The sequence below is a fragment of the Psychroflexus montanilacus genome (genome assembly GCF_020164535.1).
Classification (GTDB): Bacteria; Bacteroidota; Bacteroidia; order Flavobacteriales; family Flavobacteriaceae; genus Psychroflexus; species Psychroflexus montanilacus.
Genome location: NZ_JAIQZC010000004.1, coordinates 265581 through 288360, shown reverse-complemented (window position 1 = coordinate 288360; position 22780 = coordinate 265581). Strand labels below are relative to the sequence as shown.

Sequence of the window (22780 nt, the reverse complement as noted above, 5' to 3'; positions counted from 1 at the left end):
GGAATATGGGGTTTATAAAAAATAATATCAAGAGCTTAAACTTTGATAAGCGAACCATCCTGGTCGTAAAAATGATATTCTAAGTAATTGTAGGCATCTCGTGGTTGGATTTTCACCCATTTTTTGAAATCAAAAAACCACTTGCTTCTGGGAGAAGGAAAGCCTTTCATCAGATAGGCTGCAATAAAAGGATGCGCAGTAAGCGTTATCTTTTTATTTCCTTTCTTCAAGATCTTTTGCAGATCTGCATTGATTTTGTTTACAATTACAATAGGAGCTTCAATCTCTCCGTCGCTATTGGGATCCTTTTCACGGGTTTTGATGTTCATCTCTGGACGAACACGTTGCCTGGTGATCTGGATCAATCCAAATTTACTTGGGGGCAAGATTTTGTGTTTTGCTCTATCATCGCTCATCTCATCTTTAAGATGCTCGTAAAGTTTTCTTCGGTTGTCTGGGTTGTTCATGTCGATAAAATCTACAACAATGATTCCGCCCATGTCTCTTAATCTCAACTGACGCGCTATTTCTGTTGCGCTTATCATGTTGACTTCGAGTGCTGTATCTTCTTGATTTTTGGCCTTATTACTTCTGTTTCCACTATTGACATCTATCACGTGCATAGCTTCTGTATGCTCAATGACTAGATAAGCTCCTTTTTTCATAGTTACGGTTTTTCCAAAAGACGTTTTGATTTGTCTTTCTATACCATACTTTTCGAATATGGGAACATTAGAATTATTATAATGGGAAACAATAGATTCTCTGTCTGGGGAAATTTTCCCGACATAATCTTTTATTTGTGTAAATGTGACTTCTTCATCTACGCTTATAGATGTAAAGGAGTCATTGAACATGTCTCTTAATATTGATGAAGCTTTATTTAGCTCACCCAAAACTTTAGAGGGTTGATGTGCTTTGCTAAGCTTTTTGCACATGTTTTCCCACCGTTTCATCAAATTTTGAAGGTCTTGGTCAATTTCAGCTACCTTTTTGCCTTCTGCAACAGTTCTGATAATGACACTAAAACCTTTGGGTTTAATACTTTTTACTAACCGCTTTAGTCTGTTTTTTTCTTCTTTACTTTCAATTTTCTGAGAAACTGAAACCCGATCTGAAAAAGGGACTAAAACAATATAGCGACCTGCAAGAGAAAGCTCACTGCTCAATCTTGGGCCTTTGGTAGAGATAGGTTCTTTTACGACTTGTACAAGAACAGATTGGTTGGAATGTAGCGTATCTGCTATGGATCCATTTTTGTCGATTTCTTCCTCAAAAGTAAAATCTCTCAAAGAGAAATTCTTCAATTGATTGGAGGTGGCTTTTTTTACAAACTTCAACATAGTTTTGACGTTTGGTCCAAGGTCATGGTAGTGTAAAAAACCATCTTTTTCATAACCTACATTTACGAATGCAGCATTGAGACCTGGCAAAGCTTTTCTAATTTTGGCTAGAAATATATCACCAACAGAAAAATCGAATCCTTCTGTTTCTTTATGGAGCTCTATGAGTCTTCCATCTTTTAATAAGGCAAAATCTACAGCGTCGGAACTAGAACGTACTATTAATTCCTTATTCACGCTTATTAGATTTAAAAAGTCTGTGTAAAACTACAGACTAAAATTATACATAAGTAATCCTCAAACAATTGATTTGAAATGGATTACAGTTTAAATTATTTAGAAATTCAACACATGAGAATTTCAATGTCAAAGAACTTATTTTAATAAGAAAAAGTAGTGAATCACTACTTTTTCTTGTGACGGTTAGCTCTACTTCTCTTTTTTCTCTTGTGAGTAGCTACCTTATGTCTCTTTCTTTTCTTACCGCTTGGCATAGGCTTGTATTTTATTGATTATTAAAAAATTTATTTTACTTCAACGTTTTGTTTTACTCCCTCTACAAATATTTTTGCAGGCTTAAATGCTGGAATATTGTGCGCTGGGATTTTAATTGTAGTGTTTTTTGAAATGTTTCTACCTGTCTTTTCCGCTCTAGTCTTTACGATGAAGCTTCCAAAACCTCTTAGATACACATTATCTCCACCTTCTAAAGAATTCTTTACCTCATCCATAAAGGTTTCTACAGTAGCTTGGACTTCATTTTTCTCTAAACCGAGTTTGTCTGAAATGTTAGCCACGATATCTGCTTTCGTCATAATTCAAAAATATTTATTCAGGATTAATCTTAGATTTTTTTTGAGTTTGCAAATATAAGTAATTAATCCGCAATAATTAAACACAATGCTCTAAATAGTAGGCGGATATGAATTATACTTGCAAAAAACAAAGAATGAATTTCTCTAAACGTCTGCTAGATTGGTACATGATAGAACATAGAGATTTGCCTTGGCGACATACCAAAGACCCTTATATCATCTGGCTGAGTGAAATTATATTGCAGCAAACCCAAGTCAAGCAAGGCTTGCCCTATTTTCAAAAGTTTGTTTCCAGATTTCCTAGCGTTCATGATTTAGCCAATGCAAGTGAAGATGAAGTTTTAAAATTATGGCAGGGTTTAGGCTACTATTCCCGTGCCAGAAATCTTCACTTTACGGCTCAGTATGTTAGCAAAACCTTAAATGGCGTTTTCCCTGATAATTATAAAGATTTAAAAACTTTAAAAGGCGTTGGTGATTATACCGCCGCTGCCATCGCCTCTTTTGCTTATGATGAGCCTGTCGCGGTGGTCGATGGTAATGTACAACGCGTACTTTCTCGATTTCTTGGAATTCACACCCCCATAAACTCTACGGAAGGTGTCAAGGAATTCAAATTAAAAGCTCAGGAACTACTGGATGAGTCAAATCCTGCACTTTATAATCAGGCCATTATGGAGTTTGGCGCTCTGCATTGCAGACCCAAATCGCCAAAATGTATGTTTTGCACTTTTCAGAAGGATTGTGTCGCTTTTCAAAAAGGTATTCAGGAAGAATTACCTATTAAATTGAAAAAGACGAAAGTCAAAAAACGATATTTCAACTATCTGGTACTTACAGATTCAGAAGAAAAAACCCTGGTTCAAAAAAGAAGTGGAGCAGGCATTTGGAAAGGGCTCTATGAATTTCCACTTATCGAGTCTGAACAAGCCCGGGAAATTCCAACTTCAGAAGAGGTAAGCGAAGCGACCAATATCCCAGCAGAACTCATTCAAAGTATCAACATCCATAATGAAAAACCGGTTGTTCACCTGCTTTCCCATCGAAAAATCATGGCGACTTTTATTGACATACAAGTGAGAGGCCTACTTTCTGAAGGTGAACTTTTAGGCGAAAAGGAACTTATCCAGATAAAAGACTTACGCCAACTTGCCGTGCCTGTACTGATTCAAAATTTTATAGAATCTGAATTTCCTATAGCATAATTCTTTTTCTTACATTTACATAAATTTATTATTATGGCAGGAACACTCAACAAAGTTATGCTTATTGGACATACAGGCGATGAGGTAAAGATGCATTATTTTGAAGGCGGAAATTGCATTGGGCGCTTTCCTTTGGCCACCAACGAAGAGTACATCAATAAGGCGACGAACGAAAAAGTAAGCAATACCGAATGGCACAACATTGTAGTAAGGAATAAGGCTGCTGAAATTTGCGAAAAATACCTCAAAAAAGGGGACAAAGTATATATTGAAGGACGCATCAAAACACGCAAGTGGCAAGATGACAAAGGAATGGATAGGTATTCTACAGAGATACAGTGTCTGGAATTCACCTTTTTGACTCCTAAAGATGGGAATACTCCAGATAATGCGAGCAATGCTCCAGCTTCTCAATCCAAATCTAAACCTACACCGATGCCTCAGGCTACGGAAGAGGAAGAAGATGATTTACCTTTTTAAAACTAAACTTATTTAAATTTTGGAACCCGGCCCCTCGAGTTACATCTTATTTTCAGTCATAGAATTTACTGAAATCTTCAAGATTATATTTTTCTTTATTCTGCTTATTTCCTCTGCGCTTATTTCTGGTTCGGAAGTGGCCCTATTTTCTTTAAAACCTTCCGATTTTGATGTAAAAGAAGGCAATGTGTCCAAGCAGGAGCAAATCATTATCAACTTACTCGATAAGCCTAAAAAATTACTGGCCACCATTCTCATCGCCAATAATTTTATCAACATCGCTATTGTCTTGCTCTACGCCTCCATTAGTGAAGTATTTTATGGGGACAGCACCACCTTGTTTTTTGGAATAAGTCTTAAATTCATCATAGACGTTGGATTGGTAACGTTTTTGATTTTGATGTTTGGTGAGATTTTGCCAAAGGTTTATGCTAATAGAAACAATGTGGTATTTGCTCACTTTATGGCGGTTCCATTGAGTGTTCTGGACAGATTGCTTACACCTTTGAGTTTACCCATGCGTTCGGTCACCAATTTGATTCAAACCCGATTTGGTAAACAGAAAACCAACTTAAGTGTAGACCAGTTGTCCCAGGCACTGGAACTTACCAGCGAAGACGACACTTCCAAAGATGAAAAGAAAATACTTCAGGGGATTGTTTCCTTTGGAAACACAGATACCAAGCAGGTCATGCGCCCAAGGCTGGATATATTTGCGCTCAATGTGGAGCAGCCGTTTCATGAAGTAGTGGAAGAAATCATGGAAAATGGCTATTCCAGAATTCCGGTTTATGAAGATAACGTCGATAATATTACAGGAATTCTATACATTAAAGATTTACTGCCTCATCTTCAGAAGAAAGATTTTAACTGGCAGGCCTTGGTCAGAGAACCCTATTTTGTTCCAGAAAACAAAAAGCTGGACGATCTCCTGGCAGATTTCCAGGAGCAAAAAAACCACCTTGCCATCGTCGTGGATGAATATGGCGGTACTAGTGGTCTGATTTCTTTGGAAGATATTATTGAAGAAATCGTAGGAGACATCAGCGATGAATTTGATGATGAAGATGTAATTTATTCTAAAATCAATGATTCTACCTACGTGTTTGAAGGAAAGACCCCACTAAAGGATTTTTATAAAATTCTGAAATTAACCGATGATAAAATAGAAGAATTAGAGTCCAATAAAGGCGAGGCCGAAACCCTGGCGGGCTTTGTTTTAGAATCCTCCAAAGGTTTTCCCAAGAAAGGACAGGTGATCGCTTTTAGCAATTTTGACTTTACTGTGGAGGCTCTGGACAGTAAACGTATAGTGCAGCTTAAAGTGAAAATCAATAAAGAAAAAATCAGAGAAAATGTATAAACCTTTCTTTGTTTTGATGTTGATCTTTTCGGTTTCATGTAATGAAAATACTCAGCCAAAACCTTCAGGTTTTCTGGCTTTAACCTACGATGAAGCCCAGTATAATAAAGTTGACCTAGATTGTCCCTTTGTTTTTGAAAAAAACACAGTTTCAAATTTGGAAAAGAGTAATCCAAATAAGCCATGTTGGATCAACTTAAATTATCCGAGAATGAAGGCTAAAATCTATTTGACCTATTCACCAGTAGAAGATAACTTGAGAGAGCTGCTTCTTGACGGTCAAAAACTTCCAGAAAAGCATACCATTAAGGCCGATTTGATTGAAGCCAGCATTTATAAAAATGACGACAAGCAAACCTACGGTAATTTCTATGAAGTGGAAGGTGATGCCGCTTCGCAAGCTCAATTCTATATCACCGACAGCACCTCTCACTTTTTGACAGGTTCGATTTACTTTGAAGCCAAACCCAATTACGATTCCATTTTACCTGCCGCCAGTTATCTTAAGAAAGACATGAGACACTTGATGGAAAGTCTGGAGTGGAGGTAAGTCTTCTATTTCTTTATTTTAAGCTTGAATCCAAGTTTAAAAAAGTAGCTTATATTTGATAATAAGCAAAAGTTAAAAAGATGGCAGTGCGCACACTCATCATATTTTTTGGATTTTCAATTTTAGGCTTTAATTCAACAAGGTTAAAGACAGAAAGACTTAAAACAATTCAACCTGATTATAATTTAGCCCTTGAGTTTATCAACGATTATGTTGATTTTCTTAATGACTCCACTAAAGAAATAAGCAGTCTGGAGTGGGTAAATCAACATCAAGACTTAACAAGACATTTCAAGACAGAATTCACAAGATTAATCACTGAAGCTGAAGTAAAAGACCCGGAACTTGGAATTGGTTTTGATCCTATTTTAGATGCTCAGGACCATCCAAATCAATTCGAAATTGACCAAATTGATTCTGAATATATGATTGTAAAAGGGATCAACTGGCCTGAATTTCGACTAACACTAAAGCTGAAACATAGCAATAAAAAATGGCTTGTAGAGGGTTCAGGGATTGTAAATGTGCCTAAAGAAAAAAGGATAGAAAGATGAAAACTTGAGTCCGACTATTCTTACTTTGTCAAAATCATTAAAAACTAAACATGTTTTAACTGGTTTTGTTCTAAATTTATAACATAATGATACATTATGAAAGCAACTTTAAAACCCATCCTTGTCTTAGCATTCCTTATCCCTGTATTGCTAACGGCGCAATCTGAAATCACAGCTGAAGAACTCAATCTCAAAAACAACAGTATTTTATTGCCAGGAACCTTGACGTATCAAAAACACTTAGACAAGCAACCTCTGGTTATTTATGTGCACGGCTCCGGTAAAGTCGATAGAAATGGAAACCAAGCCGGTAGTGTCAAAGCTAATTATATTAAACAATTATCTGAAGCCTTAAATGAAAACGGTATTGCTTTTTATAGATACGACAAGCGAACCGCTACCAAAGAAAACATGCAGTTTTATACTCAGGGCATTTCATTTTTAGAATTTGTCGAGGATTTAAAAGTAGCAATTGAGCATTTTAAAGACGACATACGGTTTTCTGATATAAGCCTTATTGGTCATAGTCAGGGCAGTTTGATTGGCATGTTAGCGATGTCGGAGGAGGTTGATAGATATGTGTCACTTGCGGGTCCGGCTTCAAGTGTCGATGAAACTTTGACAGAACAGTATCGAAAACAACTTGGAGATTCAATTGCAGGTCTGATGACTTCTCAGTTTGATGAACTCAGAACCACGGGCAGCATAGAGCAAGTCGATCCCATATTTGCTCAGTTATTTAGTCCTCCAAATTTACCGTTTTTTGAATCCTGGATGAAATATAGCCCCTTAGAAGAAATCCAGAAAGTTCGCCAACCTACTTTAATTGTTAATGGTAGAAAAGATTTGCAGGTTATGGCCGAAGAAGCCGAAGCTTTACACCAGGCAAATCCACAATCTGAGCTAGTTCTTATCGATAACATGAATCATGTTTTAAAAAATATTGAAAAGGATGAGGATAATTTAAAGTCCTATGGTACACCAGATTTTTCGATCTCTGAGGAACTGGTAACCGCTCTTACTAAGTTTATAAAGTCAAAATAACAAGACCATTACATTGCTTGTCTAGATATTATACATCTATTTCTTTATAAGATTAAACGTCTGGTGGAAATTTGATTGTCAAAACAGCAGTTTATTTATAAACTATTTATAAAGTCTGTACTGTTATTCAAGATAATCCTAGATTTAAAACAAAAATTCACACCTATGAAAACATCACTACTTTATTTATCCCTGATCACATTAGCGTTGTTAGGCTGCAAAGAGGCCAAAACCAATCAAGACGATTCTAAAACCGAAGACATCGCTCAAACTTCAGAAGAGGTAACTACCGAATTTGAAATCACCCCAATTTCTCATGCTACCTCGATGTTTAAACTGGATTCCAAAGTGTTTTATACCGATCCCGTTGGTGGCGCTGAAGCTTTTGATGGTCAGCCCTCACCAGATTTAATTTTGGTCACCGATATTCACGGGGATCATTTCAACCTGGAAACGCTGGAGGCGGTGTCTACTTCCGAAACCAAAATCATTGTTCCACAAGCCGTGGCCGATCAAATGGAAGGGGAGCTAACCAGTCAGTTGGTGATTCTCAAAAATGAAGAGTCAAAAACCATTGACGGCTTCAAGATTGAAGGGGTGGCGATGTACAACCAAGGCGATCAGGACGAGGTAAGACATGTGAAAGGTCGAGGCAATGGGTATGTTATCGAAAAAGGAGGCATGAGAATTTACTTCTCTGGCGATACTGAAGCTGTGCCAGAGATGAGAGCTTTAAAAAACATCGACAAAGCATTTGTCTGTATGAACCTGCCTTACACCATGAGCGTAGACGCTGCTGCAGAAGGCGTGCTGGCGTTCCAGCCTAAAGAAGTGTATCCATACCATTATCGTGGACAAGGTGGTCTTGCCGATGTTGAGAAGTTCAAAAATTTGGTGGATGAGGGGAAGAAAGACATCCAGGTCGAGCTTTTGAATTGGTACCCAACAGCTGAGTAAATCAACTAAGATCAAAACGGAATTTAATTTCTTGTTTCAAGTCTTATAGAAAACACCCCTATAATCCTCTACTAATGACGTTTTTTATATGAATCATTAATTATCAATTTCCTGTTTCAAGTTCGAGCCTTTCGTCTTAGCTCAAGACAGGCTCAGTCGAGAACCATCCACATCTCGACTGAGTTTATACTGAGCTTGGTCGAAGTACTCGATGCTAAAACAAATAAAAACGTCACTTTATATTAAATGAAATTCTAAAATTTCCAAAAGTTCAATGGGATATTCGTGGATAACATTTTCTCAATGGATTGAGAGTTGAAAACAATGAAGTATTAATGGAACTCAGGTTAAAAAGTTTTAACCCGAATTTATTAATCGTGTTAAAGAATATAACTGACTTTTGCACAAAAATGTGGGTTTGAGTGCAAATCAATTAAAGTGGGTATTTCTTTTTTCACTGGCTTTCCTTTGGGGAAGCTCGTTTATCCTGATTAAAAAAGGACTGGACGGTTTTTCTCCGCTTCAGCTCACAGCTTTACGGGTGTTGATCACCGGGGTTTTTCTTGGCATCATAGGCTTTAGGAAAATAAAGCAAATCCAAAAGTGGCAATGGAAGTGGATCGCCATTTCAGGCTTTATTGGGACCATGCTGCCCACTCTGCTGTTCTCTATTGCTGAAACGGAAATCGACAGCGCTATCGCCTCGATATTGAACTCAACGGTACCGCTTTTGGCGTTGATTACTGGCGTTTTATTTTTTAGCAGAGCTTTTTTCAAAAAACAATTTATAGGCGTTGTGGTAGGTTTGGTCGGCTCTGTCCTTTTGATTTTGGCTGGCGCTTCGCTCAATCCCAACCAGAATTACTGGTTTGCTGCCCTGCCAGTCCTGGCCTCACTTATGTATGCCTTCAATGCCAATATTTTGAAATCTTATCTTGAAAACATTTCTGCCTTAGGGATCGCGACGGGTTCGTTTTTGATTTTAATTCCCTTTGCCTTGGGAATTTTGCTATTTACGGGCTTTTTTAATGCTGAATTTCTGGCGCAGGAGGTCGTCCAAACCTCTCTGGGATATATCGCAGTCTTAGCGCTTTTGGGAACGGCTCTGGCCAAGATCATTTTTAACCGATTGATTCAGTTATCCAACCCTGTATTTTCGACCTCAGTCACCTACCTGATCCCTATCGTCGCCCTGTTTTGGGGGTTTTTGGATGGCGAGCAGTTCAATCTTCTTCAACTCGCTGCCGGTGGAGTGATTCTACTTGGTGTTTATATTTCTAACCGGAAGAAGAAGGAGAAACAGGCTAAAGCTTTGGAGAAGGCTTAAGGGATTTATAAACCTCTACTGCATTTATAAATCTGAAGTTTAAAATTGATTAACGTATCCCTATTTTGATTGAAATGGGTAAGTGGTCAGATCCAATTGAAGGTCCTGTGGATCGCTCAATTACTTTTATAGGATCTGAAACAAGGATATGGTCCAGAGTCGATTGCAGAATGGGATAGTCTGCAGGCCATGTGGGTAACAAGCCAAACCCAATTCTGCTATCTCTAAGGTCACCAGTTGTCAGTTTTCTGAAATGACTAGAAAATGAAGAGGTATTAAAATCGCCAGCAATGATCAGATATTCTGAGAACCTGGGTCTGTTTTCCACAATATCTAAGAGCTGTTGGTTTCTGCTCTCAAAAGCAGCTTGGCCAAGAGGTGGAACCGGGTGTGTCGCTACCAGAGTCAAGGTGGCGTTTCCAACTTCAAAATCTGCTACAATAGAGGGCATAGTGGACTGTCTAAAGTATTTTACTGTAAAATTCATCGGAAATTTACTAAGCACAGCGATACCAAAATTATCAGTCCGGGCGACTAATTCCTTATGCTCATAAGCAGTTATGCTGGTTTTGAGCTGACTTTCCCAGGCCGGAGTAAGTTCCATCAGGACTAACACATCTGGATCTTCTTCTTGGATGTACTTCTTTACAAAATCAATTTTAGTATTACCAGACCATAAATTTACACTTGAGAGCTTAAGCTCTTTTTTGGTGTCGATATTAGCAATGTTTGACACGTAATACGGCAGGATATAATAGGCATTCCAGAGTAAACTAATGCTCAAAATGACTAAGGCCATCCTTTTCCTTTCAAGAATAAAATAGGAGCTAATTAACAAGATGATGGAGATAATAACATACTGTAATTTAAAATTGGAGAAGACATCCAAAAGCCAATACCCAGAAAAGAGGTTGGGAAAAATAGAAAAGCAAACCACTCCAAGGATTAATACCCAAAGTAGCTTGTTGACTGGTGAGATTTTCGGCATATCATTTAGATGGTTTTCAACTCTTTTTTTTACCAGTTAAAAAATAGTAGGCTATCCCAAAAATATTGAATGCTAAAACAATAATGATCCAAAATAACTTTTCTTTTCTGTTGAGCTTAGTCTTAGTTATATCAATTACCGATATGACAAAAGTGATAAGCATCAAAACTAAAGTTGATAAAAAAACTTCGACGAGAAATGGATTCATTTTTATACGGAGTATTAGGTGGATTCCAGAAGAATAACAACGCCACCCACTACAACAGAATCTTTTAGTTTCTCGAATCGAACTGTATTCAACTGTTCAGATTCTTCTTTCTCTCAAGCAAAGGCTATGTAGAGCAAGGCGATAAGAAGGATGTCTTTAAAAATCCATTCGAGAGATTGAGAATCTATTGAGATCACATCGCTGTATAATAGATTTAAAATTAATCCAATGAATGACAACGCAAATAAACCTAGATCTTCTTTTAATACTTAGGTAATAAAGCTTGTTTCACGATTGTGGTTTATTGATCAAATTAATTATTTCCTTTCTAATGATGCAGGCTATTGGCGATGAAGTTTTGTTGGCGGCAGTTATTGAATAATATCTAATTTCATATGTGCGGGTTGTCTGGCATACCACCTTATAGCTTGTGAACTCGCATCTTTCATGAATTCATTTAGTTCCTTGAAGTCTTTTAATTTAACTTCGTTTCCTTCTGGCTTGTAATTTGATTTTGCGTGTACCACCTTATTTCTAGTTTTTACTATAATCTTTGCTATAGTATTTATAGCAGAATTAATCTTATCACTTTCAGTCTGATAGTTTAAATTTTGAATTTTAAGTTGCCCTTTTACCTGCCTTTGGATAGAATTGGGAAGTTTCTTAAATAACCCTATAAAATCAAAACATTTATTGAAGGAAGCTATAATGAGATCAATGTCATTTAGTTTATCAGACATAGAATTTGCTAAATCAAATATAGATCTTATATAATCTCCATTTTCAAAATTAATTCTAGGAGCATCTAGTTTTTTTCTCATCAATTCATTGGCTTCTATATTTAAAGCAATTGGAGAAAAATGTTCCAGTACTTTATAAAAGTTTAGAAATTTAAGTTCTGGATCATTAATTTGTATTGCAGAGACAAACAAAGACATTCCATCATTAAATGGTTCTAAATCTCTTAAACTCTGAACGGATTCTTCCTGAAGACTTCTTGAAACATCGTAAAAATCTTCTGTGGGATTTCTTATTTCAGAAAAATTTAGTGCAATCCCAGTTGTATCAGCAATTTCAAAAATGAAAGAATCAATTATCTTTCTCTCTTCTTCCTCACTTAAAATTGCTGGATTATCATCATAGTGAATTACAATTGCGAAATATTGACTTGCAGTTCGCCATTCATCACCAAACTCTCCTAAATGGGTAGCTGCCATTCCAACAATTGGAGACTCTGAAATTAGTTGTAATAAATAATTTTCAGTTTCTAAATTTAAATCGTAGTGAATATCTAATATGAATCGGTCAATTTCATTATTAGGATTTACAATGTAGTATCTACTATTTTTAGTTTTTATAAACCCATTATTTACAATCTCAATTGATTTAATGTCCTCTTCAAGACCTATTAGGTCATCCGGTTCAATATATAGTGGTTCGTATTCTTGTGGAAAGTATAATTCAATTCCTTCTATATCTTCCTCTTCTTCTATAATTTCCTGAATACGTTTATCAGTAAAGATCATTTTATTTCGATATTGATCTATATGAGGTTTACAATATTTAATTATAAAATTATTTATCTCATTAATTTTATTTAATTCTTCTTTTTTTAGAATCATACTTATAATAATTGTTGCTAACTCCTTTTATATCTATAAAAATACACTTTTATTTAAAACAGTTACGAATTAAAGAAGTTTTACTGGTTTTATTCATTTTAGAGAATGTCATTAGATTACTCACTTCACCTTCAGTAGAGGTTCCTCACAGACTGGAGGTTAAGGCTAACTATAATGCACTAAGAAATGTATTGTAGAAACCTCAATGTATCTTAAAACAAAATCCCCCTAAACCTTTTAAAAGCTTTAAGGGGACTTATAAGTAAACTGAGTAAAGTCCTTATTTGAACTTCAGGACCGGAGAGCGGCCCTTTTTGAATTTTCTATTGCCAGCGGGTCTACCGGATCTTAAGCGTTTTTGCTCTTCGTAGGGCAACTGAATGATGTCTTTGCAGTCGGTTGAGCAGCAGCCTTGCATTTCCTGGGCGCAGTCCTCGCATTGGATAAAGAGCAAGTGGCAGCCGTCGTTGGCACAGTTCACGTGGGTGTCGCAGGCTTTTCCACACTGGTGGCATTTGGCAATAACATCGTCGGATATTTTCTCGCTACGGCGATCGTCAAACACGAAGTTTTTGCCGAAGAATTTGTTTTCGAGATTCTTGTCTTTTACCTGCCTGGCGTACTCGATGATGCCACCCTCCAGCTGATAGACTTTTTTGAACCCCTTGTGTTTGTAGTAGGCACTGGCTTTTTCGCAGCGAATGCCCCCGGTGCAGTACATCACCAAATTTTTGTCTTCTTTATGGTCTTTGAGGTCGGCTTCGATGATGTCCAGCGACTGGCGAAAGGTATCCACATCTGGAGTGACGGCGTTTTTGAAATGGCCGATCTCACTCTCGTAGTGATTACGCATGTCCACCAATACGGTGTTGGGATCTTCGATCAGTTCGTTGAATTTCATGGCATCTACATGCACGCCTTTATTGGTAACGTCAAACGTAGCATCGTTTAGCCCGTCGTGAACGATCTTGGGTCTGACTTTGATTTTCAGTTTCAAAAAGGCCTTGTCGTAGTGCTCGATGGCGATGTTGAGCCTCACATCCTTAAGGAAATCGATGCTATCCAGATAGGTTTTGAACTCCCCAAACTTTTTGGCCGGCACCGACAGTTGGGCGTTGATGCCTTCGTGGGCTACATAAATGCGCCCCAGAACGTCGAGTTGGTTCCAGTGGATAAACAGGTCATCTCTAAAGGCCTTGGGATCTTTGAGTTGGTGGTACTTGTAAAAAGAAAGGGTAAGGCGCTCCTCACCAGCTTGTTCGATAAGCTGCTCCCTTTCTTTTGAACTTAGTTTATTGTACAGTTGCATGCTATACTAATATTTGGGTTAAAAGAAAATTATGAAGTGCAAAGGTAGTTTTTTTGTAAAAGATTAAAAACACTGAGAGGTTATGACTTGATAATTTTTAAACTAGCAAAAATGACATTAAAAAGTTACTTATCATCATAATGCCCTATTGCTGAAATGATATAAACGGTGACGATATCCTCGACAACCTGATAAATCAGACGGTCTTTTTTATTAATTCTTCGACTCCAGTATCCAGAAAGATTATGTTTTAGTTGTTCGGGTTTTCCTATACCTGTGTAAGTATGAATTTTAAGCTCTTTGTAAATAATATCTATTTTTTTAAAACAGATTTATTTCCAGCTTTCTTATGTCTCTTTAAATCTTCTTGGGCAGTTTTAGTAATTTTTATTTTATACTTTCCCATATGGAGTCTGTTTCGATTAAGAAGGTTTCTCCATCTTCAACTTCCTTTTTGGCTTGCTCAATTTTTTTTACAAATTCAGGATTGTAGGGGTTTTTAGAGTCTTCAACAAGCTGGACATCATCCTTATCTTTATCGACATGAAAAGCTTTTAAAAAGGCTAATAGTGCTTTTCCTTTTTCAGAATTTTCATTGATTTTCAAGGTTATTGTTGTCATTTTGATCAAACATTTGAATTATAAAGATACGACTTAAGACCTAAGAATCAAAAATCTAACTTTTATATATCTGGATTTAACTATCATCTCTAGTCAGCTCTTCTTACCTCAGGTTAAGATTGAGATGGGTGTTTTTTGAAGTGGAGTCATAGCGTCTTGTTATCAGGTAGATTTTCCCAATCGCTCTCAACCTGGCCTTCGGTTATTTTTTTCAAACATTCAAATAGAGTAGAACACTCTATAAAATTGTAGTAGGGCAAAATTTCTTGTTGAGGTTCGAGTCTGAATAATAGCAAAGTCAGGCGAAGTCGAGAACTCTTGTGCTTATTTATAATTCAAAGCTTTTAAATAGATACCTATCCTCTCGAAGACTTAAATAGCCAAGTATGACTCTATTGTTAAAATATGTAATACTTTCAACCTTTATATTTCTTTCGTTCACTTCCTTATAGTCATCAATCCTATCAAAAACATTTTTTGTAATCTCACCTTCCACATGGTTCAGGTCTTGATCAAAGAGGCACTCAATTCTGGTGGAACCTGTATTGGAATACACACCGTAGGCAAAAAATGTAGGATTAAAACTCGTTGTCATAGCACCAAAAGCACCCATAGGTACTGCACCAAACCCAGGCATCATCATGCCCCCACCAGAGTTTTGTTTTCTTTTACCGCCAATAGTGATATGGTAGTGATCATCATTCTTATTCACTGAAATTCCATTATCCTGACTAGACATTTTTCGAAGCAGTTTGGAGGTTTTTTCTAATTTTCTAGTTCCCCCAAAACTGTAGGTTGCTCCTTCTTGCAGGATAGGGGTGTTTTTGAACTCAATCTCTTCTTTTTTATCTACCCTTAATGTTTTATAAAGAAGTTCAGGATTTTCAACTGACTTAAAGTCGACGATCAATTCTCTATTATTGGACATCACCTGAGCGATTTTATCCTCAAACAAAAAGGAATTGGAGGTACCTCGATTTTTTTCCAGTTCAGATTTTTTGATGAGTCTAACAACTGGCTCAAATTCTGGATAATCAAAATTGATTAGTATCGTATGTTCCAAATCTGCGTCTAATGTCCAAACAAAACCATCTTCATATTCGTACATTTTATTTGGATTGGCTGTGATTTCAATATTATTTGGTATTTTGTTATTTACTTTTACCAAATTTATATTCGAAGAGAATCCTTGAGATTCAATAATATAAGAGCTTAAATAATTGTCTTTTATTCCATTCATTCTCAATTGTTTGGTTAAAAAGATTTCTTTTACTGAAGACGTGCCATCAATAGTATATTCCCATTTTTTTAAACTATTATGATTACTGATATCAATGGTATAGATAATACAACGATCTGAAGTACAGTAGCTCTCTACAAACCTGTCTGTTCTTTTTTCTATATCGTATTCTGCTTCCTTTGTTTTTCCTGTTATGAAATCGTATTGTATATAAGCAAACTTATTTCCTTTATCATTTTTTTGAATGAGTAACAACTTATTGTTCTTAATAATGTGTCCAATAATTTCTTTGTACTTCCTCTTTAAGCCTTCAGAAGTAATTCGATTCACAAGTGTTCCTGTACCATCAAATTTAAATCCGTGGGTTACTTTATCTTCTTCAAGTATGGCATAATAGGAATTGGTTTTTGAATCTTCAATAAGATAAGCGTCTTGAATTTTCCATCGGGACTGGATATCACTCGCATTAATTTCCAGGAAAGGATATTGACCAAAACAGGTATTCACAAATAATAATAGAAGGATGATCGTAATTTTCATTTCAATAGGTTATAAGTTAAGTTGATTAAAATAGATTGATTTTTGTTAGTTATAAATTTGCTCTAAAAATAGAATTATGTTCTATATCAACAAACGTTTTGTCGAAATAACCCTTTTATATTTGCTCAAACAGAATTAAGGTAGGTGTTTTTATGAGTTAAGTGACGAGTAAAAAGAAGACTTGGAGGTCTGGAACATAGATAGACTCCGTATGTCTATCGGTATTGCGCATTGCCTGCCTTCAAGTTTTTTGCTGGCAGGCTCTCCCGTTAATAATAGGAATCCTCGAATGCAAGGAGAGAAAAAGCTACAATTATACTTCCGGCATATTAATTTAAATATGCTTTTCTTTCCAGTCTTTACTGAGCATAGTTGAAGTAGAGGGAAGATTGAGATGGGTATTTAAGGGATGATAAAAAAGCCCTGGTCATTCAGAGCTTTTTCAACACACATATCTATGGCAAAGAGATGTACAATTAAGTGTTCATTTGTAATGTAAAATTTCGATGTTGGCAAACCATTTCGAGTACATGATCAAGCTTAGCGTCAACTAAAGTCGAGAAGAATGTCCCCTCGAGCGCAATCGAGAGTCAAACTTCAAAGAAGGTCTCGATTGCGCTTTTAATGACTTTTTCGTTTAAGTTCGAGTACTTGAATACTTCAGCATAAGCTTAGTCGGGAACCAACTTCATCTCGACTCCGCTCGATGCTAAAACATAGAAAAATCATCTTATATAATATGAAATTCTAAATTACCAAAGTTTGTTTACCAATGCTCAATAGAATCAGTTTCAATCAGCAAACACAGCAATAAACACCTCAGATCTTAAGTCTTTCACCTGCTCCTTTAAGCTTTTAATGGAAAGGGTTCCAATTTTATACTGAAGGTGTTTTTGGGTGCCACAAAGGATTTCAGTGTTGAATTGAAAAGGCTGCAAGTCTTCTCTGTCGTAAGACGAAATGTAAACTTTGATAAGCCTTTCAGAATCAAACTTGATGGCGTGCTTTTGATTGGCTTTTGAATACGGATACGCATAGTTTCTTAGCAATGATGTCAAATCTGAAAGCACAGCACTAGCCGTTGGAATGCTTCCGGCCCCTTTTCCCTGAAGCACCTGCTGATGCGCAAAGTCAGCATTGATTTCTACGGCGTTATTTTCAAAAGCTATGTTGGTAATCGCTTCAGAAGCAGGGATAAATTGTGGAGCCACGTAAGCTTCGAGTTTGCCGTCTACAAGTTTAGAATGGCCAATCAATTTGATGCTGAAGTTTTTTTCCTTGGCAAATTCAATGTCTTCGGGTTTGACATGACGAATACCTACCTTCAAAATGTCTTTTGGCGTGTTCAAAGCCCCAAAGGCATGGTAATTACTTATGATAAGCTTGAATTTGGAGTCCCAACCATCAATGTCCAGCGTTGGATCAGATTCTGCGAAGCCATGTTTTTGGGCATCGGTGATGATCTCCTCAAAAGGTTGTGGATTTTGGAATAAACGCGTCAGCACATAATTACTAGTTCCGTTGCTTATGGCTTTAAGTGACGTTAAAGGATCATAGCCAAAAGACTCTTCCAAAGTTCGTATCACAGGAATGCTACCACAAACGGAAGCTTCGTAAAGCAAACTCACACCCTGTTGCTGTGCTAAATGAACAAGCTCTTCAAAATGCTCTGCCAGCATTTTTTTGTTCGCCGTGATCACATGTTTTTTGTCATGGAGGGCTTTCTTTACAATAGAGTAAGCTGCATCAGCATCGTCGATTAATTCTAAAACTACGTTGATGGCACTGTCTTCCAGAATAGCTTCAGGTTGATAACTAAAATGTTCAGAAGGTATAGACCTGGGTTTGTCAGGGTTTTTTACGACAATGGTTTTAAGTTTTATTTCAGGAATACTCTTCTTTTTGAGCAGGTGGTATATCCCAGAACCTACGCTCCCAAATCCAAATAATCCAATAGTAAGCTGTTGTGGCATTGGTTATAGTTTAAAATGTTTTTTAATCAATTGTTTTATCTTTTCCACTTCTATCAAAAAGCCATCGTGGCCATAAATAGAGTCGATGATTTCTAAGGCGCTATTGCTTGTGTGCTTAGCTAAAAATTTCTGTTCTTCTACTGGAAATAGCAAATCGCTTTGAATCCCAATCACCAGCGTTTTGGCTTTGACTTGTGCTAAAGCCTTTTCCTGACTTTCTCTGTTTCTGCCCACATCATGACTGTCCATGGCTTTGGATAAATACCAATAGGATTTCGCATCAAAACGTTTCGAAAGCTTTTGTCCCTGGTAGTTTTGATAGGAAGATGCTCTAAAATCGTCTGTCGTGTTTTCTTTGTCAATTTGGGTTACTTTATATGTATTGTAATTTCTGTAACTCAGCAAAGCAATAGCTCTTGCGGCTTCAAGTCCTTTCTTTCCTGCTTCTTCTTTGTTTTCGTAAAAAGTAGCATCCGATTCAATGGCCATGCGTTGTGTTTCATTAAAGGCAATACCCCAAGACGAATGTTTAGCACTTGTGGCCAGCAAAATCAGATTTTTGATTTTATCGGGCTTTTGTATAGCCCACTCCATAGCTTGCATCCCACCCATAGATCCACCCATGAGGTATTGAATTTTTGAAATTCCAAGATCTTCTCTTAAGAGATCCAGACTTTTAGTAATATCTCTAATGCTGAATTTTGGAAAATCCAATCCGTAGGAAGTCTTTGTTTCTGGGTTGATGCTTTTTGGGCTAGTACTTCCGTAACTAGAACCCAGAATATTTGCACAGACGACAAAGTATTCATCCAGATCGATTCCTGTTTCTTTATCAAAAATTCCTGGCCACCATTCTTCGGGATGGGCATTTGCCGTCAAGGCATGACATATCCAGATGACGTTGGAGCCTTCAGCATTGAGGTGACCCAAAGTGTTGTAGGCCACCTCAAGTTCAGGCAGGCTTTCGCCATTTTCAAGTTGAAACTGATCTTGGTATTTAAAAATTTTAGGCATGTATTTCTTCCTTTAAGGATGAGGTGTTGATGTGATAATTAATGGGGGTTTTATTGCTTAAGTTATCATTGATAGGGCATCTTTGTTTTACGTTTTTCAGAAGAAAATCCACGCTTTCCTGTGTGGCATTGGTAACAAAGTCAATGTCCACATCCAAAGATTGAAAACCAGCTCTACCATCTTCGCTGTGACCCAGAAATTTTGCTGCATCAATATTTCCATTGATGTTAATTTTGAAATCGTAAAGTTTTATACCCAATTCTTTAGCTACCAGATTGATGACCACATTGAGGCAACCTGCGTAACCGGCCAATAGATATTCCACAGGATTAGCCGCCAGGTCCTGGCCGCCAAGTTCGTTGGGCTCATCTACCAAGAAATTAAATTGTCTGGAAGTCCCTTTATATAAGGTAGAATTGATACTAGTTCCGTTTATTGAAAAGTTTGAAATACTCATTTTTAAATGTTTTTAAAGTTGTGAAAAGGCTTGATCCAAGTCAGCGATGATGTCGTCTATATGCTCAATCCCTACTGAAATTCTGAGCAATCCTGGAAATACTCCAGCCGCTTTTTGTTCGACTTCATCGAGCTGTTGGTGTGTGGTTGAAGAAGGATGAATTATCAAAGTTTTAGCGTCACCCACGTTGGCCGTGTGTATAATTAACTTTAGTGAATCCACCAGTTGGTCTGCTTCTTCTAAAGTCGCTTTTAGCTTAAAAGATAATACTGCTCCAAATCCCCTCTGGAGATACTTTTTAGCATTTTCATGATATGGTGAGCTTTCCAGCCCGGGATAATTGACATATTCTACTTTCGGATGTTTTTCCAGGTACTTGGCCAGTTTTAAGGCGTTTTCAGAATGGCGTTCGACTCGTAGCGATAAAGTTTCCAGACCTTGAAGCAATAAGAAAGAGTTAAATGGGCTCAAAGCTTGGCCAAAATCTCTTAGACCTTCCACTCTGGCTTTAATGGCAAAAGCGACATTAGGCAGCCCTAGTTCGTTGCCTTCACCAAACACCTCCCAGAATTTAAGTCCATGATAACCTTCAGAAGGCTCAGTGAATCCAGGGAATTTGCCATTACCCCAATTAAAGTTTCCTGCATCTACGAGAATTCCTCCAATGCTGTTACCATGGCCGCCAATCCACTTGGTTGCCGAACTCGTGACAATATTGGCGCCGTGTTTTATAGGCTGAGCAATCGCTCCGCCAGCACCAAATGTATTATCTACAATAAGTGGGATGTGATGCTTTTGAGCAATTTTAGCAATCGCTTCAAAATCTGGGATATTAAATTCTGGATTACCTATAGTTTCCAGGTAGATAGCTTTGGTTTTATCATCGATTAAAGCTTCAAAAGAGCTGGGTTCGTCACCGTTGGCAAAGCGAGCATCGATGCCAAGTTTTTTGAAGGTAACATTGAATTGATTGAAGGTTCCACCGTAAACATAAGAAGTAGAAACAAAATTATCTCCGGTTTGCAAAATTGTAGTTAGCGCAAGAAATTGTGCAGCAATACCAGAAGAGGTTGCTACAGCAGAAACGCCACCTTCGAGAGCAGCAACCCTCTTTTCAAAAACATCTGTTGTAGGATTCATGATTCTCGTATAGATGTTTCCAAATTCTTCCAGTCCAAATAATCTTGCTGCTTGTTTCGAATTTTGAAATTGATATGAAGAGGTCTGATGAATTGGAACTGCAATAGAGCCTGTAGTTGGGTCTGCTTCTTGACCAGCGTGAAGTTGTAAACTTTCAAATTTTAGTGTAGTAGACATATGTAATGAATTAATAAGAGTTTATAAAATTGAACGACTCGTAACGCCTTCAAGACAGAAGGCTAGAGTTAATTAGAAAATTCGGGAAATGAGCCTATGCGCACATACAACAATAGCACGACATAGGCGTGTGCATTCGCATTGTTGTTGTGCAAAAAGATAATGATGAATTTAATTCAAGATTGAATTGAATAGATACCGCGGTGTTTAAAAAATACAAGTTCATTTTCTTATAATTTATATTTCCCTTTTTGGGCAGGAATTAGCACCTTTCAACATTTTGTTGAGGTTGCCGAGGGTCGCGGAGCCTGTCTCTCGCCTCTTCTTTATAAATCATACACCAGAAAGTGGCAGATGATGATGCAAATATAATTCAGCATTTGAAAATTATGCTGCTCAAAAATAGCTTTTTTGTTAAAGTTTGTTAATAGATAACTTTTAATTTTTATAAAATGAAAAAAGCCCCTTGTATTGGGGCTTTTTCAAAAATGTTGTAAAAAACAACAAGGTTTGGCTAATTCGTTGTTATACATTTTTAATTTTTTGTAATTAATCAAAAATACAACAACGTCAGCCCCCGTCGATTTTGCAGCTGCATACGGTCATAAACGAAACCGAGATGCCGTGCTTATTGGTTATAGATGTTTTTATTAGAAATTTCAAATACTGTTCTTTATAGTAAAGATACGCTTAAGTTGAATGGTTGCGTAACTGAAGTTCAATATTAAAAAGAAATACTATTTTTACAAAAACGAATTCAATAAAAAATATGGCAAAAGAAAATAGCGAGAAAGATGCAAAGTTAAAAGCGCTTCAATTGACTTTGGATAAGCTAGATAAGACGTATGGTAAGGGAACGGTCATGAAAATGAGCGACCAAGCTGTGCAAGATGTGGAGGCAATTTCTTCTGGTTCTTTAGGATTGGACCTGGCATTGGGAGTTGGTGGCTATCCTAGAGGAAGAGTCATCGAAATCTATGGACCAGAATCTTCTGGTAAAACTACGCTTACGCTTCATGCGATTGCAGAGGCACAGAAAGCTGGTGGAATAGCAGCCTTTATTGATGCTGAACACGCTTTCGACAGAACCTATGCTAGAAATCTTAATATTGACATAGATAACCTTATCATTTCTCAACCAGACCACGGGGAGCAGGCTCTGGAAATTACTGAAAATTTGATTCGCTCTGGGGCAATTGATATAATTGTGATTGACTCCGTAGCTGCCTTAACGCCAAAAAGCGAGATTGAAGGTGAGATGGGAGATTCCAAGATGGGTCTTCACGCTAGATTGATGTCTCAGGCTTTGAGAAAAATGACTTCAACCATCAGTAAAACCAATTGTACGGTAATTTTTATCAACCAGTTGAGAGAAAAAATTGGAGTGATGTTCGGAAATCCAGAAACCACTACAGGTGGTAATGCTTTGAAGTTCTACGCATCCGTAAGGCTGGACATCAGACGGTCAACCCAAATTAAAAATGCGAATAGTGATGTGATGGGTAATAAAACCCGGGTGAAAGTCGTAAAGAATAAAGTGGCACCACCGTTCAAAATGGCAGAATTTGATATCATGTATGGAACTGGAATTTCAAAAATTGGTGAAATTATCGATATTGGAGTGGATTACGAAATCATCAAAAAAGCAGGATCCTGGTTTAGCTACGAAGACACTAAACTTGGACAAGGCCGTGATGCTGTAAAAACGCTATTGCTGGATAACCCTGAATTGATGGAAGAACTGGAAGTGAAAATTGTAGAGGCCATCAAACTGGCTAAATCTGAAGATTAAGACTACTACTTATTCCTCAAATGTTTTAAACCGATGATTATTCATCGGTTTTTTATTTTAT

General features: G+C 37.2%; 22 protein-coding genes and 1 riboswitch. Of the genes, 9 read left to right on the top strand and 13 right to left on the bottom strand.

Annotation, left to right across the window (positions count from 1 at the left end; genetic code table 11):
• Nucleotides 1–35 precede the first annotated feature (35 nt).
• Together LB454_RS12330 and LB454_RS12325 are read right to left on the bottom strand one after the other, a co-directional pair.
• Nucleotides 36–1580 (bottom strand): Rne/Rng family ribonuclease, encoded by a 1545-nt coding sequence (locus LB454_RS12330; RefSeq protein ID WP_224464978.1) that lies wholly within the window; start codon nucleotides 1578–1580, stop codon nucleotides 36–38.
• 287 nt (nucleotides 1581–1867) lie between these two features.
• On the bottom strand, nucleotides 1868–2158 hold the full coding sequence (locus LB454_RS12325) for an HU family DNA-binding protein (protein WP_164003638.1): 291 nt from the start codon (nucleotides 2156–2158) through the stop codon (nucleotides 1868–1870).
• 134 nt (nucleotides 2159–2292) lie between these two features.
• Between LB454_RS12325 and mutY the strand changes: the two genes are divergently transcribed.
• The 8 genes from mutY to LB454_RS12285 all read left to right on the top strand — a co-directional run bounded on the left by mutY (nucleotide 2293) and on the right by LB454_RS12285 (nucleotide 9638).
• Nucleotides 2293–3363, top strand: coding sequence for an A/G-specific adenine glycosylase (gene mutY, locus LB454_RS12320; protein WP_224464977.1), 1071 nt, complete (start codon nucleotides 2293–2295; stop codon nucleotides 3361–3363).
• Between the two features lie 33 nt (nucleotides 3364–3396).
• Entirely contained in the window at nucleotides 3397–3843 is a 447-nt protein-coding gene (locus tag LB454_RS12315) for a single-stranded DNA-binding protein (RefSeq protein WP_224464976.1), read from the top strand.
• Nucleotides 3844–3862: 19 nt separating this feature from the next.
• Nucleotides 3863–5206, top strand: a complete 1344-nt coding sequence (locus tag LB454_RS12310) for a gliding motility-associated protein GldE (protein ID WP_224464975.1) — start codon at nucleotides 3863–3865, stop codon at nucleotides 5204–5206.
• Nucleotides 5199–5756 carry a gliding motility lipoprotein GldD gene (gene gldD / locus LB454_RS12305; protein ID WP_224464974.1) on the top strand — a complete coding sequence of 186 codons (558 nt, stop codon included), beginning with the start codon at nucleotides 5199–5201 and terminating at the stop codon, nucleotides 5754–5756. The genes LB454_RS12310 and gldD overlap by 8 nt, the downstream gene beginning before the upstream one ends.
• A gap of 80 nt (nucleotides 5757–5836) precedes the next feature.
• Nucleotides 5837–6310, top strand: coding sequence for a hypothetical protein (locus LB454_RS12300; RefSeq protein WP_224464973.1), 474 nt, complete (start codon nucleotides 5837–5839; stop codon nucleotides 6308–6310).
• A gap of 96 nt (nucleotides 6311–6406) precedes the next feature.
• Entirely contained in the window at nucleotides 6407–7354 is a 948-nt protein-coding gene (locus tag LB454_RS12295; protein ID WP_224464972.1) for an alpha/beta hydrolase family protein, read from the top strand.
• Between the two features lie 165 nt (nucleotides 7355–7519).
• Entirely contained in the window at nucleotides 7520–8311 is a 792-nt protein-coding gene (locus tag LB454_RS12290) for an MBL fold metallo-hydrolase (RefSeq protein ID WP_224464971.1), read from the top strand.
• A 418-nt stretch (nucleotides 8312–8729) separates the two neighbouring features.
• Nucleotides 8730–9638 (top strand): DMT family transporter, encoded by a 909-nt coding sequence (locus tag LB454_RS12285; protein ID WP_224464970.1) that lies wholly within the window; start codon nucleotides 8730–8732, stop codon nucleotides 9636–9638.
• Nucleotides 9639–9687: 49 nt separating this feature from the next.
• Here LB454_RS12285 and LB454_RS12280 read toward each other — a convergent pair whose 3' ends face one another.
• The 11 genes from LB454_RS12280 to LB454_RS12230 all read right to left on the bottom strand — a co-directional run bounded on the left by LB454_RS12280 (nucleotide 9688) and on the right by LB454_RS12230 (nucleotide 20927).
• Complete coding sequence (locus LB454_RS12280; RefSeq protein ID WP_224464969.1) at nucleotides 9688–10626, bottom strand: endonuclease/exonuclease/phosphatase family protein; 939 nt, start codon at nucleotides 10624–10626, stop codon at nucleotides 9688–9690.
• Nucleotides 10627–10642: 16 nt separating this feature from the next.
• Complete coding sequence (locus LB454_RS14225) at nucleotides 10643–10789, bottom strand: PLDc N-terminal domain-containing protein (protein WP_224465071.1); 147 nt, start codon at nucleotides 10787–10789, stop codon at nucleotides 10643–10645.
• 416 nt (nucleotides 10790–11205) lie between these two features.
• Nucleotides 11206–12456, bottom strand: coding sequence for a hypothetical protein (locus LB454_RS12270; protein ID WP_224464968.1), 1251 nt, complete (start codon nucleotides 12454–12456; stop codon nucleotides 11206–11208).
• Nucleotides 12457–12736: 280 nt separating this feature from the next.
• Nucleotides 12737–13765 carry an oxygen-dependent tRNA uridine(34) hydroxylase TrhO gene (gene trhO, locus LB454_RS12265; protein ID WP_224464967.1) on the bottom strand — a complete coding sequence of 343 codons (1029 nt, stop codon included), beginning with the start codon at nucleotides 13763–13765 and terminating at the stop codon, nucleotides 12737–12739.
• A gap of 125 nt (nucleotides 13766–13890) precedes the next feature.
• The gene (locus LB454_RS14180) at nucleotides 13891–14037 is read right to left on the bottom strand and encodes a Txe/YoeB family addiction module toxin (protein WP_323670358.1); all 147 of its coding nucleotides are present in this window, start codon (nucleotides 14035–14037) and stop codon (nucleotides 13891–13893) included.
• Nucleotides 14038–14152: 115 nt separating this feature from the next.
• The gene (locus tag LB454_RS12255) at nucleotides 14153–14386 is read right to left on the bottom strand and encodes a DUF2683 family protein (protein ID WP_224464966.1); all 234 of its coding nucleotides are present in this window, start codon (nucleotides 14384–14386) and stop codon (nucleotides 14153–14155) included.
• Between the two features lie 328 nt (nucleotides 14387–14714).
• Nucleotides 14715–16166 carry a hypothetical protein gene (locus tag LB454_RS12250; RefSeq protein ID WP_224464965.1) on the bottom strand — a complete coding sequence of 484 codons (1452 nt, stop codon included), beginning with the start codon at nucleotides 16164–16166 and terminating at the stop codon, nucleotides 14715–14717.
• A 791-nt stretch (nucleotides 16167–16957) separates the two neighbouring features.
• The gene (locus tag LB454_RS12245; protein WP_224464964.1) at nucleotides 16958–18139 is read right to left on the bottom strand and encodes a homoserine dehydrogenase; all 1182 of its coding nucleotides are present in this window, start codon (nucleotides 18137–18139) and stop codon (nucleotides 16958–16960) included.
• 3 nt (nucleotides 18140–18142) lie between these two features.
• Nucleotides 18143–19153 carry a homoserine O-acetyltransferase family protein gene (locus LB454_RS12240; RefSeq protein WP_224464963.1) on the bottom strand — a complete coding sequence of 337 codons (1011 nt, stop codon included), beginning with the start codon at nucleotides 19151–19153 and terminating at the stop codon, nucleotides 18143–18145.
• A complete protein-coding gene (locus LB454_RS12235; RefSeq protein ID WP_224464962.1) occupies nucleotides 19146–19610 on the bottom strand; it encodes an OsmC family protein in 465 nt (154 codons plus the stop codon). The genes LB454_RS12240 and LB454_RS12235 overlap by 8 nt, the downstream gene beginning before the upstream one ends.
• Before the next feature lie 12 nt (nucleotides 19611–19622).
• Nucleotides 19623–20927, bottom strand: a complete 1305-nt coding sequence (locus LB454_RS12230) for an O-acetylhomoserine aminocarboxypropyltransferase/cysteine synthase family protein (protein ID WP_224464961.1) — start codon at nucleotides 20925–20927, stop codon at nucleotides 19623–19625.
• Nucleotides 20928–21161: 234 nt separating this feature from the next.
• A riboswitch (SAM riboswitch) is annotated at nucleotides 21162–21262 on the bottom strand.
• A gap of 434 nt (nucleotides 21263–21696) precedes the next feature.
• Between LB454_RS12230 and recA the strand changes: the two genes are divergently transcribed.
• Nucleotides 21697–22719: a recombinase RecA gene (gene recA / locus LB454_RS12225; RefSeq protein WP_224464960.1), complete on the top strand. Its 1023-nt coding sequence runs from the start codon at nucleotides 21697–21699 to the stop codon at nucleotides 22717–22719.
• The last annotated feature ends 61 nt before the right edge of the window (nucleotides 22720–22780 follow it).